Genomic DNA, 15,658 nt, shown 5'->3' on the forward strand with positions numbered 1-15,658 from the left:
AGGGGTCAGACACCACTCCCAATATAGAAGGGTATTTTTCAAAATACCCTTCTATATATTAGTCTAGGCGTGGAGTCGGGCCCCTTAATGGACAGCCCCGTGTTATGTAATTGCGAGTGAAATGATAGATGAGGAGGGGGAAGAACGTGTTTACTTACATATTAAAACGAATTTTTTCTCTTGTTCCCGTTTTATTCGTTGTCTCAATTGTTGCCTTTCTGCTGATCTATCTAACGCCAGGTGATCCTGTTTCCGTTATGCTAGGGCAAGAAGCAACAGCAGAGCAAATTGAAGCATTACGTGAACAAATGGGGTTTAATGATCCATTATATATTCAATATTTTCATTGGCTGCTTAATGTGCTGCAGGGGAATTTAGGAGATTCCTATTTTATGCATATGCCTGTAACGACAGCCATTGTCGAGCACTTAGGGCCTACTCTTTCGATTGCTGTTCTTGCTGAATTAATCGCCATTATTATTGCCTTGCCTGTTGGCATTTTAGCAGCAAAGCACCGGGGTTCGTTGTTGGACCAAATGGTGATGGGCTTTACATTAACAGGTATGGCGATCCCAAGTTTTTTATTTGGTCTCTTGCTGATGCTCGTATTGGGTGTAAACCTCGGCTGGCTGCCTGTGGCAGGATATCAGCCCCTAAACAGCGGCTTTTGGAATTATCTGCAGTACTTGCTAATGCCGGGGCTTGCCCTTGGAATCATTCAATCGGCCCTGATTGCCCGTATGACCAGGTCATCCATGTTAGAGGTGTTAAATGCTGATTTTATTAAAACGGCTCGTTCGAAAGGTGTGAAGGAACGTGCCATCATTTATATTCATGCCTTGCGGAATGCCTTGCTTCCAATCTTGACCGTTATTGGTCAATCCTTTGGGCTGTTGTTAGCGGGGGCCGTCGTCATTGAAACAATCTTTAATATTCCTGGCATCGGCCAATTGGTCTTGAATTCGATTCAAAGCAGGGACTATGCCGTCATCCAGGGTGTTATTTTATTGGTGGCGTTCTTCTATGTATTGATCAACTTGGTGATTGATTTGCTATATATGCTCATCGATCCTCGTGTGGGATATTAGGAACATCAGGGGGGATAAGACATGAACGTTTTTGAGGTAAATGTGAACCCGAAAAGAGTAAAACAGGACTTGAAGAAACAGGAACGTGCGCTGTTGTTACGGCGTTTCTTTTCAAATAAATTAATGGTGACAGGAAGTATTATTATTGCCTTGCTGATATTATTAGCTATCCTTGGCCCCAAATTAACTCCGTATGACCCTTATGAAATGGTGGTAAAGGAGCGCTTGAAGGCACCTGGTTCCCATCATTGGTTTGGGACCGATAACTTTGGCCGGGACTTGCTAACGCGCATCATCTATGGAGCAAAGGTTTCGATGTGGGTCGGGTTTGCTTCCGCCCTTTTATCGTCCATTATTGGATTAGCTATTGGATTGACAGCCAGTTATTATCGTTACCTGGACAATATCCTGATGCGTATTTGCGACGGATTGCTCGCGTTTCCGGCCATTTTGTTCGCTATTGCCTTGATGGCAGTGCTCGGGGCAAAAACCGAAAATGTCATTTTCGCATTGACCATTGTCTTTTCACCGGAGGTCGCGAGAATTGTCCGGTCGCGGGCACTGGTTGTCCGGGAAGAAACTTATATTGAAGCCATCCGGAGCCAGGGGGCAAGCGCGGCGCGGATTATTTGGAAGCATATCGCGCCAAATACCATCTCACCGCTGCTTGTAAAAGCGACCTTTGTTTTTTCAGAAGCAGTGATTGTGGAGGCAACATTGAGCTTCTTAGGAGCCGGTGTTCCAGCGCCGGACCCAAGCTGGGGGAATATTTTGTCCGATGGAAAAGACGTGATTTATACGGGTTGGTGGATGACCGTGTTTCCAGGGGCTTTTATTATTTTATCCGTGCTGGGCTTGAATTTACTTGGTGACGGACTGCGGGATTTAATCGACCCGCAATCTAGCACGAAATAGATTACCGTCATTCCGTGAAAGAAAATGGAGGAATTATCAATGGAACAACCTCTTCTTGAAATAAATAATTTAAAAACCCATTTTAACACCGAACGTGGCCGGGTGACGGCTGTGGATGGAATTTCATTTGCCGTGAAAAAAGGAGAAATCCTTGGAGTCGTGGGGGAGTCTGGATGCGGAAAAAGTGTGACGGCCCAATCCATTCTGAGGCTGTTTGATGAAAAATACACAGCCTCTTATGATGGGGAAATCAAGCTCCAAGGCGAAGATTTGCTGAAGCTATCAAAAGCTGAAATGGAAAAAATCCGGGGGAATGAGCTTTCCATGATCTTTCAGGACCCGTTAAGCTCATTGAACCCCGTGTTTACCATCGGATTTCAATTAATGGAGACCATTAGAATTCATCAAAAACGCACAAAAAAGGAAGCCCATCAAATGGCCATCGACTTGCTCCGGATGACGGGAATTCCTTCACCGGAAAAGCGGGTAAACGAATATCCCCACCAGCTTTCCGGAGGGATGCGACAACGTGTGATGATTGCCATGGCGCTTGCCTGCAAGCCGAAGCTTCTCATTGCAGATGAGCCAACAACGGCTTTAGATGTAACCATCCAAGCGCAAATACTTGATCTCATGTTGGAATTGAATGAAGAGCTGGGAATGGCAGTGGTTTTTATCACCCATGATTTAGGAGTTGTCGCCGAGATCTGTACCCGCGTTGTGGTCATGTATCTTGGCCAGGTTGTCGAGGAAGCGAATGTCGAGGATTTATTTACAACACCTTTGCACCCTTATACAAAAGGGCTGATGAAATCCATTCCGCAAATGGATGGGGACCGTTCCAAAAAGCTGAATGTCATTGGGGGAACAGTTCCAGCCTTAGACGCTGTTCCAAAAGGATGCCGGTTTGCCTCACGCTGCGAGTTTGCCAATGACCTATGCAGGGAAAAAGCTCCTGACCTCGAATTGCATGAAGAAAATCATAAAGTAAGATGTTGGCATTATGCAGCCATTGCCGGAAAGGAGGCAGTCAAACATGCCTAACCAACAGGCAGAACCGATTTTAGAGGTACAAGGATTAAAAAAATATTACTCCGTAAAAGGATTAAGAAGAAAATCAAAAAATCAGCAAGTGAAGGCAGTCGACGATGTTTCCTTTACCTTATATAAAGGTGAAACACTAGGATTGGTCGGGGAATCTGGCTGCGGCAAAAGTACGACGGGAAGAGCCCTGCTAAGGTTAATCGAGCCTTCTGCCGGAACCGTTTTATACAACAACGAAGATATCTTAAAAAAGCCGATGAGAGAGTTTCGCAAGGTTCAAAAAGACATGCAAATGGTGTTCCAGGATCCGTTTTCCTCTCTAAATCCGCGACTCCGGATCGGCGAAAGCATTAAGGAGTCCTTGACGATCCATTCCATTGCACCCTGGAACGAAAGAGAAGAAATGGTGATGGATATCCTGAGAAAAGTGGGGCTGCGGCCTGATCACTACTTCCGATTTCCGCATGAATTCTCTGGCGGACAACGGCAGCGGATTGGTTTGGCCAGGGCGTTAGTCGCCAATCCGAGCATGCTCATTTTAGACGAACCGGTATCAGGACTGGATGTTTCCATCCAATCGCAAATACTCAATTTACTGCAGGATCTGCAGAACGACTTTAAGCTGACTTCCTTATTTATTTCTCATGACATGAGTGTTGTCCGTCATATTTCGGACAGGGTTGGCGTCATGTATTTAGGTAAACTAATGGAAGAGGCGGATACGGATACGTTATTTTCAAACGCTGCCCATCCGTACACCAAAGCATTGCTCTCGGCAGTTCCGATTGCCAAAGTGGGAAGAAAGCGGGAGCGCGTTGTTCTGAAAGGTGAAATCCCGTCCCCTTTGAATCCTCCTTCAGGCTGTATTTTCCATACAAGATGCCCATTTGCAATGGATGTTTGTAAGCAGGTGGTGCCTGAAAAGGTACAAATTCAAGACCGTCATACGGTTGCATGCCATTTGTATGATTAGGCAAGGAGGAAGGGAGAAGACCATGGATATCAACTGGAAAAAAGAAGCAGAACATCAAAAAGAAGCTTATTTGGCAAGCACGATTGAATTTTTAAAGATTCCCAGTGTGTTAGATGAAACTACCATTGGGGAAAATGCTCCCTTTGGCCGCCCCATCGCGGATGCGCTTGAACATATCTTAGATTTTTGCAAAGAGTTAGGGTTTGCTGTGCATAATGAACAAGGGTATGCAGGGCATGCGGATTATGGTACAGGGGATGAATTTATTGGCATTCTGTGTCACGTGGACGTTGTCCCGGCAGGAAATGATTGGACCTCTCCTCCATTTCAGCCGGAAATACGGGACGGAAGATTGTATGCGCGCGGGTCCAATGACGACAAGGGACCGAGTATGGCAGCTGTCTATGCCGTCAAAATCATTAAGGAACTGGGCCTCCCGTTGAAAAAGCGGATACGCCTCATTTTTGGAACGGATGAGGAAAACGGCGAATGGCTGGGAATTCAAAAGTATTTTGAAAAACAGCCTGTTCCTACAATGGGCATTTCTCCTGATGCTTACTTTCCGATTGTGTCAACGGAAAAAGGGATCTTATCCTGCCATTTGACACAAACCTATAAATCTTTAAGTGAGAGTACACCAGGGTGGAAGCTGGAGTCCTTTGTTGCAGGTGACCGTGTGAATATGGTGCCTGATCAAGTGAAGGCAGTCCTCGTTGGGGATCAAGATGCGAAAGCTGTGGCAGATGCCTTTGCTTTATTTTTAAAGGATTATGGTATTCAAGGAACGGTCGAAGTGGAACATGGCAAAGTTTCATTAAGCTTAGTAGGTATTTCCCATCATGCAATGGAGCCATATAAAGGGTTAAATGCCGGTCTAGCTATGGCCCGATTCCTTGAGACGATGGAGCTGGATGAAAGAGGCCGTCAATTCATTTCCCTTTTATCCAATCATTTTGTTGACGGCTTTTTCGGGGATAAACTGGGGATTTCGGTAGAGGACGAGATAAGTGGAAGGTTAACGGTAAACCCTGGAACTTTCTATTATTCTTCTGAAGCAAATGCCGAAGTCGGATTGAGCATCCGTTATCCTGTGACAACCGATTTTGACGGCGTCATGAGCCGCCTGCAAGCAGTGGCGGGGGAATATGGCTATATGATTTCCCCGGATTTTGTGAACAAACCGCCACACCATATTGATAAGGACCATGAATTAATTCAAACGCTGCAAAAGGTTTATGAGGAGCAAACGGGAGAACCTGCAGAGCTGCTGGCCATTAGCGGCGGTACATACGGCCGTGCCATGAAAAGCGGTGTAGCGTTTGGCCCATTCTTCCCTGGTGAAGTCGATACCGCCCACCAAAAGGACGAATACATCGATCTCGAAAACATGAACAGGGCAATCGCCATCTATGCTCAAGCCATTTATGAATTAGCAAAATAAGGTGTTTATAAGTAAATTTCGCAAGCAATCTGAAAGGGCCTTTCATCTGTTCTATGAACGGGTGGAGGGCCTTTTTTGCCTGTTTGCACTCCTGCAATAGAACCTACTACTAAAGCTCTACTATAATTAGACATTTTTTCGTATTTAAATATTTTCTAAAAATTTGTAAAATTTTACAGTACGATACCGTACAAAATGTTCAAGGAGGAATTCTATGTTTGGGAGGAAGTTTCGCAAGGGGCTCCTGGTTCTGGCGATGTCGGCTGCCATCCTGTCCCCGGCATTAACGAATGCGTCAACCGCAGCAGCTGCAAGCCCAACACCTACACCCAAGGCCGCCCTCATAACCCAACAGGCCGCCATCACTCAGCCTGTCCAAAAGTGGGACAACACCATCTATGACCGCGCAGAACAATATTCCAGTTACACCACCATGAAAGACGTCAAGATTACCATGCGGGACGGAATCGTCTTATATGCCGATGTTCATATCCCGGACGGCAATGGCCCGTTTCCCGTCATCCTGACGCAAACCCCTTACAATAAAAACACCCCTGTGAGTTACCATGATAACGAGTATTTGATTAAACGCGGATATGTGCATATTGCCGTTGATGTGCGCGGAACTGGCTCCTCCCAAGGAACATGGGATTCTTTTGGCCTTGCCGAGCAGCAGGACGGCAAGGAATTGGTGGAATGGGCCGCCAGCCAGCCATGGAGTAATGGAAGTGTGGGACTTTATGGACCCTCCTACATGGGCATCAACCAATTTTTCACAGCCGCTCAGCACCCGAAAGGCTTGAAGGCCATTTTTCCGATTGTCCCGATGGCGGATGAATACCGCGACATTGTGATGTCCGGCGGGATTGTCAATACCGGCTTTATCCCGTTATGGATGGGGCTTGTCGCAGGCATGGGTCTGCAGCCGCCCACCTATACATGGCAAGATCCCCTTGGGGCGGTTTCCGTATTGCTAAACCATGCCGGGGGACTCACCGACTTTCCGGCAACAGCCCTGACATCGGCCCTTTCCGGGGGTGACTTTGCCTATGATGGACCGGCGGCTTGGATTCGCTCTCCGTATTATATTACCGACCAAGTGGACGTGCCTGCGTTTATCTCCGGAGGCCTGCATGACCTGTTCCAGCGCGGGGAACCGCTTCTATTTGAAAAACTGAAAGCAAATGGCGTCACAGCAAAGCTGTTGATGGGGCCTTGGACTCACGGTAATTTTGGAAGCGGTTTACCAGCCGATGATGTTCCGAGTTTGGACCAAATCGCGTTAAGATGGTTTGATCAATATTTAAAAAACATCAATACCCATATCGGGGACATTCCGGATGTGACCCAATTCGTGCTGGGGGATGATCATTATCAAGTCCAGCCTGGCTGGCCGAACGCAAAAGCCAAGGCTCAAAAGTATTACCTCCGGGGCAACCAAGCGCTCACAAAAGAAACGCCTGCAACCCTTGAAGCTTCAAAAACCATGGCACAGCAACCGGTAAACGGCACTTGTTCGCAAAGCACGTCGCAATGGACGGCAGGCCTGCTCGGTGTCATTCCTTGTACAAAGGACAACCGCTTGACCGAGTTGACGGAAGTGACCTACACGACGCCGCCGATGTCCAATGATTTCAGGATTTCTGGCCCGATTGCAGCGAACATTTTTGCCAAGACCACGGCAAAGGAATTAGTCTTGTCCGTTCGGATTACCGACGTGGCTCCTGACGGCACCTCCACAGAGCTGACGGCCGGGTGGCTGGCCGCATCGCACCGGGCGGTCGATTCGTCCAAAAGCCGTTACTTAAGTGGGGAAAACATTCAGCCGTGGCATCCATTCACAAAGGAAGCCCAGCAGGTGGTGAACCCATTTGAAGTGATGGAGCTGAATGTTGAGATATTCCCGACCAATGCGGTGATTAAGGAAGGGCATAGTTTGCGGTTGGCGATTGGACCGAGCGATTTCCCGCATACGGTGGCGCCGCTGCCATCGTTATTGAACGGCCTGCTTGGTGTGGCGACCATTTTTTCTGATAAAGGCCACCCGTCATCGGTGGTACTTCCTGTTGTGGAATAATTGCATCTGCCATATGGCGGAGCGGAATATATTTTGTTAAAATAAATTATCATTATTAAACGGGCGATGGAGTTCGCCATAAACGCTTGAATGCTGATGACTCCTACCAGGAAAAAATCTGGTAGGAGTCTATTTGTTTGGGGAATTTTAAAATGGAGGTGAGGTTTCGTGAATTATCTATGGGTGGGCATCGCCGGAATTGTTGGGGCAATGCTTCGCTATCTGCTGGGCATTTATTTTGGACATTGGTGGTTTCATGACTTTCCGTTGGCAACCTTTTTAATTAACATGGCCGGAAGTTTTGTTTTGGGATGGTTTACCCATTTCTTGCTTCGGTTTAAATCATTGCCTCCCTATATCATCACAGCCCTGGGCACTGGACTTATCGGATCTTTTACAACCTTTTCAACTTTTAGTGTCGAAACCGTCCTATTAATTGAGAGTGCCAAGTGGGGAACGGCGGTTCTTTACGTGCTATCCAGTTTATGGGGCGGCCTGTTCTTTTCTTGGCTGGGCTATCGTTTGGGAATGAAAGCTGAAGTGACAGGGAATGCTGCCTCGCCGAACGGAGGTGGTCATTAATGTTTTTTCCTATCATATTGGTGGCAGTTGGGGGATTTTTTGGGGCGATGTCCCGTTTTGGAATCAGTCAATTTATTAAATCAAGGTATCCCTCGACTTTTCCATTTGCCACATTATGGATCAACCTGCTGGGTTCATTTTTGCTGGGGGTTATTTTTGGCGTCAATGCGGCCAATCTTTGGAGATTGCTGTTGGGCACCGGATTTATGGGGGCGTTTACGACATTCTCGACCTTTAAATTGGAAAATGTCCAGTTACTTGAAAAGGGGAATTGGCAAGTGGCGGGGCTGTATCTAGCAATCAGTTACTCTTGCGGGATCTTGCTGGCGTTTTTAGGAATCTGGGTGGGCGACTTCTTGGCATAGTTTCCATGGATGAAATTTTTAAAAAAATCGGCACCGAATAAAAACAGGAGAACCCGAAAATGGATTCTCCTATTACCACCGCTGACTAAAGCCTAAGCCTGTTTCAAGTTTCCCTCCAAGGACAGCGTGCTGCCAGCATACGTGATTTCTTGAATCGTTACCGGAAGATCACCTGTCGGAATCTTTAAGCTTAGCTTTTCACCAACCTTTTTAAGAAGAAGCTGCCTCCCTACCGGTGATAAAAATGAGATACAGCCAGAGTCCGGGTCAGAGTGCTCCGGAAAACAAATCACATAATCTTCTGTTTCATGTTCATCATCGTACAATACGGTAACCTTCGTTCCGATATACACTTTCGAAAAGGACTTTAAGCTTTTCTCTTTATTTATTTTTAAAAGCTCCTCCACTTCCATTAAATAAAGGGAGAAAAAGTGTTTTAATCTTTCCTGGATCGGAGTGGACGAGATATAGAGGTTCGTGAGCTCCTTGATATTTTCATCCAGATACACCAATTGTTGCACGAAATCTTCTTGGCTTTGGGGGAAACTATGGTTCATAGAAAGTCACCCCTAAACTTGGATTAAACCGTTTGCAGAATTTCGTTGGCTGCTTCATTTCCATTCCTCCTGAATATAAAAATAAGCCTCCCATTAAGGGAAACAGAAACGCAATCTTTTCTGCTCCCCCGGACTAAAACCAGCCCGTTTATCAAATGGAAGGTCGTATTGTAATCATAACATTTTCATCAGGCACATTCCATATATAGGAATAAATGCATCGATCTGGAGGGATGAAGGATGAAGCTCTATTTCGTGCCTGCTATGCTATACTTAATAAGGTCTTGAACTGAAAGGAGCAGCTGTTTTGGAATTATTAAATTCAAAGGTCCAAACTAAATCCACCTATACATATTTGCTTATCTCCGGCATTATCCTTGTTGCCTTTAATTTGCGTCCGGCCATTACTTCGCTTGGCCCGTTAGTCGGAATGATTCAGAACGATGTCGGTCTTGCCCATTGGAGTGCCGGACTGTTAATGAGTCTGCCGTTAGTGGTTTTTGCCGTCATGTCCCCGCTTGTCCCGAAGATTGCCCATCGGTTATCGAATGAGCGGACATTGCTTTTAGGTTTGACATGTCTTTTCGTCGGCATTGCCATCCGGTCGATCCCGACGATGTTTTTCTTATTCACGGGCACCCTTTTGGCCGGACTGGGAATTTCCATCGGGAATGTCCTCCTGCCGGCGGTGGTGAAGGGTAAATTCCCAGAGAAATTCGGCTTAATGACCAGTGTTTATTCCACATCGATGGGATTGATTGCCTCGTTGGCATCCGGACTCAGTGTTCCATTGGCGGAAGGATTACACTTCGGGTGGAAGGGAGCGCAAATTGTATGGGCGATCCCGGTGATGGTGGCGATTCTGGTGTGGATATTTCTACTGAAATCCAGCCCGGAGAGCGAAAAAATCGATAACAAGGCTGTTTCAGGGCCGAGCAAGATGTGGCGCACGCCGCTCGCTTGGCAAATTGCCATCTTTATGGGCTTTCAGTCGTTCTTATTTTATGTCACGGTCTCATGGCTGCCTGAAATTTTACACAGTCATGGTATCAGTTTAAGCGCGGCAGGATGGCTGTTGTCCTTTTCTCAGCTTGTGGGGTTGCCGGCCAGCTTCTTTATTCCTGTTCTCGCTTCGAGGTCACGGTCACAAGTGGGAGTTTCCTTCTTTTTAAGCTTATGTTCCGTTTTAGGGTATGGCGGGCTGCTATTGGGAAGTTCGTATCCGGTTTTAATCATTAGCATCATCTTGGTTGGGGTTGCGCTGGGAGGAATTTTCCCCTTAGCTCTAAGCCTTATGGGACTCCGTACTCAAAATGCCCGTCAAGCTGCCGAGCTATCCGGAATGTCACAATCAACAGGTTATATCCTGGCAGCGGTCGGGCCGTTGTTTATTGGCTATATATTTGATAGGACTTCTTCATGGACCATTCCGCTCGTTATCCTGATTGTCATTTCATTCATTGTGATGCTGTTTGGAATGTTGGCGGGGCGTAATCGATATATTTGACGGCACCGTTTCACAATGCTTTTTCACAGGGAGACACATACAAGACTACTTCTTATGGAGGTAGTCTTTTTCTTTTATAGGGGGTATATATTCCATTGCCGAATAGGGAAAAGTATTACAGGATTTTGATTCTGGTTTGGGAGGAAATATCATGGCTTCTAATTATGTTTGGGAAGATGTGTTGAAATCAATAAAACAATTGGATCCGAAAAAACTGGAAGTAGTCAAGGCGACCTTGCCGGTGGTCAAGGAACACGGCGAGGCGATTACATCCCGGTTTTATAAGCGGATGTTCGAAAAGCACCCGGAATTAAAGAATATTTTTAACATGACCCATCAAAAAACGGGCCACCAGCCGAGGGCATTGGCGAATGCCGTCTACGGTGCGGCGGCCAATATTGAAGATATGAGCCAGATTATGCCGGTGCTCGAGCGGATTGGCCAAAAGCACCGCAGCCTGCAGATTAAGCCGGAACATTACCCGATTGTCGGGGAGAACTTGTTAGCGGCCATTAAAGAGACTCTGGGGGACGCGGCCACTGACGAAATCATAGACGCTTGGGCGGATGCTTACGAGGTGATTGCCGATGTGTTTATCCGGATGGAAGATAAGCTGTATAGAACCACCGAAGCACAGCCTGGCGGCTGGGCAGGATTTAAAGAATTTACCGTTGACCGGAAAGTTCAGGAAAGTGACGTGATCACATCCTTTTATCTGAAACCTAAAGACGGGGCGGCACTGCCGCGGTTTATTCCGGGCCAATATATCACGGTGAAAATTGATATTCCCGAGGAAGAGTTCATTCAGCTTCGGCAATACAGTTTATCGGACAAGCCGGGCCGCGATTATTTCCGTATCAGCGTAAAACGGGAGGACCCAGTGGGGGAAGGCTATCCGCCAGGAGTGGTTTCCAATGACTTGCACAAGTTTTTTAATGAGCAGGATATTCTCCCTGTGTCCGCGCCCGCAGGTGATTTTTATCTGGATATGGAAAGCAAGACCCCAGTCGTATTGATCAGCGGCGGGGTAGGGTTGACGCCGCTGATGAGCATGCTAAATACGATTGCCGAAGAACAGCCCGAGAGAAAAGTATATTATATTCATGCATCCCGCAACAGCAAGGTACATGCCTTCAAAGGGTATGTCGAAGATTTGGCGTCCACCAAGGAAAATGTCAAATCGTTTGTCATCTACGAAACCCCGACAGACGAAGACCGGAGCGCCAAAAATTACGATAAAGAAGGCTATATCACCCTAGAATGGCTGCAAAGCACCCTTCCCTCGAAGGAAGCACAATTCTACTTCTGCGGACCAACTCCATTCATGAAAGCCGTGAACAACGCCCTAAAAGAATGGGGCGTCCCAGCCGAAGACATCCACTACGAATTCTTTGGCTCATTCGACGATATAGACGGCTGAAAGAAGGGGACTGAAGAGGGGTCTGTCCCCCGACGCTTTAACGCATTACCAGGGTGGGGGACAGGCCCCCACCCCTTTAACGCATTAAAATAACTATTGATTTTTTTAACTGTATATATTAAGATTACAGTATGTACTTCCAGGGAAGGATTGAATGTCATGAACAGTGATTTTGTCATCGCGTCCCATAGCTTGGTTTTGTTAGCGAATTTGCCTGATCATATGGCGAATAGCGAAACGATTGCGGAAAATGTGTGCACGAACCCGGCAAGGATTCGAAAAATCATGAGTACCTTGAAGAAACAAGGATTGGTTAAAACGAAAGAGGGCATAGGCGGCGGATATTTGTTAGCCTGTGACCCAGAAACCACCACGTTGTCGGAAATTTATCTGGCGGTCTCTTCGGGATCATTGAAACCTCACTGGTGTACGGGTGACCCGGACCAGGAGTGTGTGATTTCTTCCAATACTCAAAGTGTGATGGATGAAATCTTTAATGAGGCGGAACGGCATATGCAATCGTTTTTGAATCAAATCACGATTAGCAGTGTTCTAGAACGCATAAAACGTTGCGAATCTTAAATTTCTTTGGAACTAAACTGTATATTTTTTAATAACATATTATTAATAGCTCATTTATTTGTTCGGCTCCAAACTGTACTTTTTTTTAACACATTTAAACGGTAAGTAGGTGAGAAGCAGTGATCAATGAGAAGTATAAATTAGAAATTGGCGACTGGGTAAAAGGAGAAACAAGGGACGGAGCGTTTATTCATGGTTACATCGAGGCCATGGATCATTTATACGGAACGGTAAAAGTAAAGGTAATCGCCAGTGATAATGAAAGAAACATTGGGAAAACACTTGAGGTTGTCAATAGGGTCGAAAGGCTAAAAGGGTCCGAAACCGTCGCCGAAGGTGAAATTAGAGACCTGATTGATGTGGCGCTAGCAACCAAGGACCAGCAGTGGTTTACCGAATTATCGGAGAAACTGGCCACGATAACCAAGAAATCCAATCCGGGTACAGCATCGAACACGGTAAGACCGGTTGCTTGCAATAAGGCCAGCACATCAGAAAAAGAAAGCGAGAGTGAAAGAGGGTAGGCCTCTGGAGCTTTTTTAGCGAATGTCTCGAATTCGTGATAGTTCAATTTGAAATTCTCATGTTCTTAGGGAGTGTGTTTGAAAATGATAAATCTGTATACGACCCCAAGCTGTACTTCATGCCGGAAAGCAAAGGCCTGGCTGGAGGAACATCAAATTGATTTTAAAGAAAGAAACATCTTATCTGAACCGCTGACGGAGCAGGAAATTAAATCGATTTTGTTGATGACTGAAGAAGGAACCGATGAGATTATTTCTACTAATTCCAAAGCGTTTCAAGAACTGAAACAAAACATTGAAAATATTGATTCATTGCCGTTGCATGAGTTGTATAAATTGATTATCGATAATCCAAAAATGCTGCGCCGGCCGATTATCCAGGATGAAAAGCGATTGCAGATCGGGTATAACGAGGAGGAAATCCGCAGCTTCCTGCCCCGCCGCCTCCGGGCCTATTTAAGAACAGAAATGCGGAAAATGGCTAATTAAACCAGAAAGGAGTTGTAGAACGATGATTGAAGTCATGATAACAGTAAAGTTAAAAGACAGGAATTATAATACCAATGTCATTGTTCATAAAGGGATAAGTGAGCAAGATATTCAGCGCCTCGCTGAAGAACAAGTGATGAAACAATGGGGTATTTAATAAATCAGACTGCTTCCGAACGCGGGAGGCAGTCTTTTTATTATGGCTCTGTTATACCTGAATATTGAATTCAATGTGTTTAAAAAATAAACGGAAAAGTTCCGTTTAGATCGGGAAATACCGATATTTCCTTAAAAATAAAGGGAGGTTTTCCGTTTATATGATCCAAATCTTTGGATTTTGCTTATTTTAGAGCAGTAAATCGGAATATCTCCGCCTATATTGCTTCATAAGCTTCCTCTATATACATTAGCCGGAAATACTCCGCCTATGAATTATCACACCAACCCGAAAATCAACTCCTTCTTACGTTAATCAAATGGGATTCTGTAATATAAATAAGCTACCGTTCTGGCGAGTTTTGCGAGCGTACAGTCGTTAATAAATCGCTATTAACGACCGTTCTGGCGCCTTTTCTGAGTGTACGGTCGCTAATAAAGGCTATTAACGACCGTTCTAGTGATTTTTCCGAGCGTACGGTCGCTAATAAAGGCTATTAGCGACGGTTCTGGTGATTTTTCCGAGCGTACAGTCGTTAACCGATATTACATCTTCCAGCAGTCTATTAATGTAAAAACCAGCACTCCTTTGGAAAAGAGCTCTATTTTAAGAAATCGGGCATTAATACTGTTGCTAAATCCAAAACCTATTCCTCAAACTCCCCCTCGGACAAAGGGGACAACGCTTTTGTCTCATCCACATGAATAAACGCATCATACCGTTCTGATAATCGGGAAGGCACATAATTCCCATAATGCTCATAGGCAGGGTCATACACGACCCCAATAGCCCGGTGCCCCATTTCCCCGCGGAACACATCCTTATTTTCTTCTGTAAACATCAAATATTGGTTAAAAGCACCGGCACTATGGACCGCTTTTTCCCAGCTGCCATCCGCCCCTTCAGGCACCTTCATCACTGCATGAGGCACTCCCCACTTCTCGGCGGCAATCACCGTGCCGCGATAGGTCCCCATGCCAATTGCATACACTTTCTCCAAGCCGTACTTTTCCCTGATTAATTGCCCTGTATTGACCATGCCTTCTCTGGCCATGTCCGTAGCCCTGGCATCGCCGATATGGGTGTTATGCTCCCAAACAATTCCTTTTGCTTCAGGACCATAAAAGTTTCCGATTGTATCAAGCGCCTCGACCATATGACGGTCCCTTATATTCCAGGATTCATTGTCATTGGTGACCATCGTGTGATAGTAAAATTCAGCATTCGAGGCGACAAGCGCATTGATATTCATGTTGAGTGCCGCTTCCGGATCATTCTGATGAATTCTCTTATTTTCCCTAATCGTCTGAAGCAAATCCATAATCTCGCTCATGCAATTTTCCCCGTAAAAAGCAGCCGAAATCCCGTACATTTCCGGCTTCCGATGAAACGGTTCAAAACAGCTGACCGCGTTAAGGGCCTTTTCCAAATCGGGTGATTCGATTTTTTTCAAATAATCAATAATGGCATCCATTGATTCCCATAAACTGTACACATCCAGCCCATAAAAGCCGATCTTCTTTCCGGTCTGGGACTGATTATATGTCCGCAGCCATTCCACCAGCTCCACGATTTCCTCATTGGCCCACATCCAAGCCGGCCAGCGGTTAAAGGAGGATTTCAGCACCTCTTCGGCACTTTGATATTCGGGAGCCTGGCCTTTAACATAGCGATTCACTTCATAACAGGCCGGCCAATCGCCTTCAACGGCTATAAAGGAAAAGTTGTGCTCCTGAATGAGCTGCTTGGTCATTTCCCTGCGGATCGTATAAAATTCACTCGTTCCATGGCTCGCCTCGCCCATTAGCACATATTTCGCTTTACCCGCATCCTTCACTAATGGAGCCAGCTCAGAAGGCTGTGAAAAACGAACCGCATCCTTTCGAATTTGATCTAATAATGTTTCTGTTTTTAACAAGGAACTTCACCTCAACAGT

16 protein-coding genes and 1 riboswitch are annotated in these 15,658 nt (G+C 45.9%); of the genes, 14 read left to right on the top strand and 2 right to left on the bottom strand.

The window, feature by feature from the left end:
• The first annotated feature begins 146 nt into the window (after positions 1-146).
• From ACY8D0_RS22440 to crcB (ACY8D0_RS22475), 8 genes are all read left to right on the top strand, one after another.
• Entirely contained in the window at positions 147-1,088 is a 942-nt protein-coding gene (locus ACY8D0_RS22440) for an ABC transporter permease (protein WP_462412700.1), read from the top strand.
• Between the two features lie 21 nt (positions 1,089-1,109).
• Positions 1,110-2,003, top strand: a complete 894-nt coding sequence (locus ACY8D0_RS22445) for an ABC transporter permease (RefSeq protein ID WP_462412701.1) — start codon at positions 1,110-1,112, stop codon at positions 2,001-2,003.
• Positions 2,004-2,042: 39 nt separating this feature from the next.
• Positions 2,043-3,047, top strand: a complete 1,005-nt coding sequence (locus ACY8D0_RS22450) for an ABC transporter ATP-binding protein (protein WP_462412702.1) — start codon at positions 2,043-2,045, stop codon at positions 3,045-3,047.
• Complete coding sequence (locus ACY8D0_RS22455) at positions 3,040-4,020, top strand: ABC transporter ATP-binding protein (RefSeq protein WP_462412703.1); 981 nt, start codon at positions 3,040-3,042, stop codon at positions 4,018-4,020. Before ACY8D0_RS22450 ends, ACY8D0_RS22455 begins: the two co-directional genes overlap by 8 nt.
• Before the next feature lie 22 nt (positions 4,021-4,042).
• Entirely contained in the window at positions 4,043-5,461 is a 1,419-nt protein-coding gene (gene pepV / locus ACY8D0_RS22460) for a dipeptidase PepV (protein ID WP_462412704.1), read from the top strand.
• Between the two features lie 214 nt (positions 5,462-5,675).
• A complete protein-coding gene (locus tag ACY8D0_RS22465; RefSeq protein WP_462412705.1) occupies positions 5,676-7,538 on the top strand; it encodes a CocE/NonD family hydrolase in 1,863 nt (620 codons plus the stop codon).
• 53 nt (positions 7,539-7,591) lie between these two features.
• A riboswitch (Fluoride riboswitch) is annotated at positions 7,592-7,651 on the top strand.
• A gap of 55 nt (positions 7,652-7,706) precedes the next feature.
• A complete protein-coding gene (gene crcB, locus ACY8D0_RS22470) occupies positions 7,707-8,120 on the top strand; it encodes a fluoride efflux transporter CrcB (RefSeq protein ID WP_462412706.1) in 414 nt (137 codons plus the stop codon).
• Positions 8,120-8,485, top strand: coding sequence for a fluoride efflux transporter CrcB (crcB, locus tag ACY8D0_RS22475; RefSeq protein ID WP_462412707.1), 366 nt, complete (start codon positions 8,120-8,122; stop codon positions 8,483-8,485). The genes crcB (ACY8D0_RS22470) and crcB (ACY8D0_RS22475) overlap by 1 nt, the downstream gene beginning before the upstream one ends.
• A 92-nt stretch (positions 8,486-8,577) precedes the next feature.
• Here crcB (ACY8D0_RS22475) and ACY8D0_RS22480 read toward each other — a convergent pair whose 3' ends face one another.
• On the bottom strand, positions 8,578-9,042 hold the full coding sequence (locus ACY8D0_RS22480) for a GreA/GreB family elongation factor (protein ID WP_462412708.1): 465 nt from the start codon (positions 9,040-9,042) through the stop codon (positions 8,578-8,580).
• Between the two features lie 307 nt (positions 9,043-9,349).
• On the opposite strand from ACY8D0_RS22480, the gene ACY8D0_RS22485 reads away from it, so the two are divergent.
• From ACY8D0_RS22485 to ACY8D0_RS22510, 6 genes are all read left to right on the top strand, one after another.
• Positions 9,350-10,549: a CynX/NimT family MFS transporter gene (locus ACY8D0_RS22485; RefSeq protein WP_462412709.1), complete on the top strand. Its 1,200-nt coding sequence runs from the start codon at positions 9,350-9,352 to the stop codon at positions 10,547-10,549.
• Positions 10,550-10,700: 151 nt separating this feature from the next.
• Positions 10,701-11,969: an NO-inducible flavohemoprotein gene (gene hmpA / locus ACY8D0_RS22490; RefSeq protein WP_462412710.1), complete on the top strand. Its 1,269-nt coding sequence runs from the start codon at positions 10,701-10,703 to the stop codon at positions 11,967-11,969.
• Positions 11,970-12,128: 159 nt separating this feature from the next.
• A complete protein-coding gene (locus ACY8D0_RS22495; RefSeq protein WP_462412711.1) occupies positions 12,129-12,551 on the top strand; it encodes an RrF2 family transcriptional regulator in 423 nt (140 codons plus the stop codon).
• Positions 12,552-12,670: 119 nt separating this feature from the next.
• Entirely contained in the window at positions 12,671-13,075 is a 405-nt protein-coding gene (locus ACY8D0_RS22500) for an IDEAL domain-containing protein (RefSeq protein WP_462412712.1), read from the top strand.
• A gap of 84 nt (positions 13,076-13,159) precedes the next feature.
• Complete coding sequence (spxA, locus tag ACY8D0_RS22505) at positions 13,160-13,564, top strand: transcriptional regulator SpxA (protein ID WP_462412713.1); 405 nt, start codon at positions 13,160-13,162, stop codon at positions 13,562-13,564.
• A gap of 22 nt (positions 13,565-13,586) precedes the next feature.
• Positions 13,587-13,721: a BA3454 family stress response protein gene (locus tag ACY8D0_RS22510; protein ID WP_462412714.1), complete on the top strand. Its 135-nt coding sequence runs from the start codon at positions 13,587-13,589 to the stop codon at positions 13,719-13,721.
• A gap of 646 nt (positions 13,722-14,367) precedes the next feature.
• On the opposite strand, the gene ACY8D0_RS22515 is transcribed toward ACY8D0_RS22510, so the two are convergent.
• Positions 14,368-15,639 (bottom strand): erythromycin esterase family protein, encoded by a 1,272-nt coding sequence (locus ACY8D0_RS22515; RefSeq protein ID WP_462412715.1) that lies wholly within the window; start codon positions 15,637-15,639, stop codon positions 14,368-14,370.
• Positions 15,640-15,658 lie beyond the last annotated feature (19 nt).

This window comes from Neobacillus camarae, assembly GCF_054950115.1.